Origin of the sequence: Nostoc sp., from assembly GCF_041747015.1 — a bacterium.
Taxonomy (GTDB): domain Bacteria; phylum Cyanobacteriota; class Cyanobacteriia; order Cyanobacteriales; family Nostocaceae; genus Nostoc.
Genome location: NZ_JBGTFY010000426.1, coordinates 1 through 2,678, shown reverse-complemented (window position 1 = coordinate 2,678; position 2,678 = coordinate 1). Strand labels below are relative to the sequence as shown.

3 protein-coding genes and 1 pseudogene are annotated in these 2,678 nt (G+C 45.3%); 2 read left to right on the top strand and 2 right to left on the bottom strand.

Features of this window, described 5'->3' with window-relative positions; translation table 11 throughout:
• Positions 1-654, bottom strand: a pseudogene (locus ACEW80_RS33655) (hypothetical protein); the annotation flags it as partial.
• A gap of 359 nt (positions 655-1,013) precedes the next feature.
• Positions 1,014-1,175: a hypothetical protein gene (locus ACEW80_RS33650; protein WP_196514750.1), complete on the bottom strand. Its 162-nt coding sequence runs from the start codon at positions 1,173-1,175 to the stop codon at positions 1,014-1,016.
• 262 nt (positions 1,176-1,437) lie between these two features.
• Here ACEW80_RS33650 and ACEW80_RS33645 point away from each other — a divergent pair, with 262 nt between their 5' ends.
• Positions 1,438-2,475, top strand: coding sequence for a ParM/StbA family protein (locus ACEW80_RS33645; RefSeq protein WP_373530771.1), 1,038 nt, complete (start codon positions 1,438-1,440; stop codon positions 2,473-2,475).
• A gap of 5 nt (positions 2,476-2,480) precedes the next feature.
• Positions 2,481-2,678 (top strand): hypothetical protein (locus ACEW80_RS33640; protein ID WP_373530770.1); only part of this gene is annotated, 198 nt, incomplete at its 3' end.

Sequence of the window (2,678 nt, the reverse complement as noted above, 5' to 3'; positions counted from 1 at the left end):
GTGTCCTATCGATAGGGCGCTAAGGGTCTTTTTACCTCCTTCCGTAGCTCCCACCTCATTCACTGACTCTTTCACCCATTGCCAAAAATTGCCGAACATTGGCACATCCAAGCCAGATTTCTGGGCGATGAGTTGGCGTACGGATATTGGGATTGGGGGCAGGAATGCACGATTGCCGTCTCCTTTTGGAGCAAAGTATTTGTATGGGCGCTGCTTTTCAATGTCCCAAATGCTGACGACTACTTGCCATACGCTCTTGTCTTCATTCAGAAGAAATGCCGCGTACAATGGCTCATTAGCTTGATGTCTGAATCGCTTGTATTCCCATCCCAATGCGTCGTGTATGGGTGTTTCTACATCGCCCCCCGCCCCACATTCAATGTCTTGGTGAAATTCTACACAGGCATCGAAAATTTCCGGGTGAATGCCACTTCCTTCAATGAAGGACTTACGAATATAGGCTTGGAAATCTTCATAACTCTCGAATTGGTTCTGCTGTCCCTTTTTTGGGGTGCTGCTGGCAGTTTTGGTACTGTGTGCTGCTAAATCTTGCTCTCCTGTGGCTGACTGTGCTATTTTAATCGGCTCAGAAATATTCGGCGTTGCGCCATGATCTAACAGTCCGGGCGCACTTTGCATTTCTAGCGTATTCATTAGTGGCTCCTGAATTTGGTGATTACTTCGATAAAGATTGAGTAATCCCTTCCCCTTTAAGGCACAGCACTGTTACGCTAGAGCTATACAAAAAATCTAACATTTGATGTTGCGGTAGGACTAACCGCTTTGGTGACGACTGATAATCGTCTTGGTATAGCTTGCTCTAGATAGTAAGAGAGTGGCGTGCCCCAAAGTAAGTTGGGACTACCCTTTTTTTTGCGCCTTTGTAAGGCTTTATCTATAAAAACATGATTTTCTAGCTTGTGGGCGAAAAAGAATGACTTTTTGTACGCTTTACTTTATGTCCCTCCTGGTTAACCGCAGGCATAAATACTAGCTAATTGACATACATAGGCTTACTCCTCATCTTGCACTTTTGACTTGGAAGATTTTAACTTTTTAGCTCTGGCGGCGATCGCTTCTGCAATAATTCGCTCAACTAAATTACTAACCGTTCTTCCCTCCTCTTCTGACCAAAGCTCCAAAGTCTCTTTTATATCTTCAGAGCAAGTGAACATAACTCGCGGTCGCCTAGTTGCCATTATCAACACTTGTCTACACCATGATTCAAGCATAAAACGTGCAGCTTAAATATAAGTTTTTGTAGCCTTGGGTTGACAGTGGCAGCACTTGTCAACTATATTAACACTATGAGCGCAAAACGGACGATATAGCGCGTGAAATGCCACACCAAGGATAAATGGTTTGTAGGACAAAATAGCCGCTTAAAAATGACCGCAAACGCTTATCAATCAAAGAATTAAACTCTTTATTTGAACCATGAATTACGCATATACCCAGCCAGTTTACGGCTTATCATATCCGCCGAGTAACGGGTTTATAAGTCCACAACACGGACAGATAAGACCGCGAGTAGTTTTCGATGGGGGCAACCGTTTTGTGAAATGGATTGACCCCAAAAACGAAGTGCAATGTCTGCTCAGTGTCGTGAAAGAAGTCAGTGAATACCAGTGGAAGCGGCTCAAGCCCGATGACCAGTCAGTATTGATTGAAATTGAGGGTAAACGCTTTGTAATTGGGCGATTAGCTCAAGAACTAAGTGGTGAGCCGACTTTCCAAACAGACAAATGCCAATTAGCATCTATCCTGGCACTAGCGGCAATCCAGCCAAATCCCGGACAAACAGCCGTACACATTCAGCAGATGATTGTGGCACTGCCCAATACCCTCAACGATGACGACGTAGCCGCAGTAAAGAGAATTGCTAACCACCCACTGACCAAAGAATTTAAACGCAATGGCGAATACATCACCTATACCGTGGGTGAAGTTGTCCCAGTTGATGAGACTGAGCCAGCATTCCACTACGCCTTAAATCAAGGATTTTTCAGCTTCCCAGAGGCGAAGAACGCGATTTGGGATTTAGGGGGAGGCACAGCTATAGCCCGAATTTACACGCCGAACGGAACCATGATCCATGATGCGGAGGTGATTCTACCTGGAACCAAGGCACTCGCTCAACAAGTAGCGGTGGAGATGAAAGAAGTCTACTCTCTCGATTACAGCCCTAGTTTACAGGGCATCATGGACGCGATCGCGCGAGGTGATTGCCTCTACGGGACAGATAAGCTTGATTTCTCCTCCATCTTTGAAAAAGCCTGTGATCAGTGGGTAGAGTCAGCCCGGAGAGAAATTCGCTCGAAGTGGGCGCAACACCTACCAGAGTTGGGAGAAGTTTTGATTGTAGGCGGTAGTGCTGATATCGCTGCTCCTATCTGTGCTAGTTCAGGAGATCGCTTCAAGATTGCCCCATCGCCGCAGTTATTCAACATCATTGCAATGGCTTATCAGGAGTAATGCCAATGGCGCAAACAAGAATTGTTCTTAATCCCAAGTACAAGCCCAAAGCTGAAGAAATTTTAGAAGCGACTGGAATTGATAACCTCTCTCAACTGTTTACCCTGCTGCTAGTTAATTACGGTGATTGTCTAGTTAACTGCTTAAAGCACTCACACCAACTACCTATACAGTCACATCAATTAGCTCAAACGCCTACACAA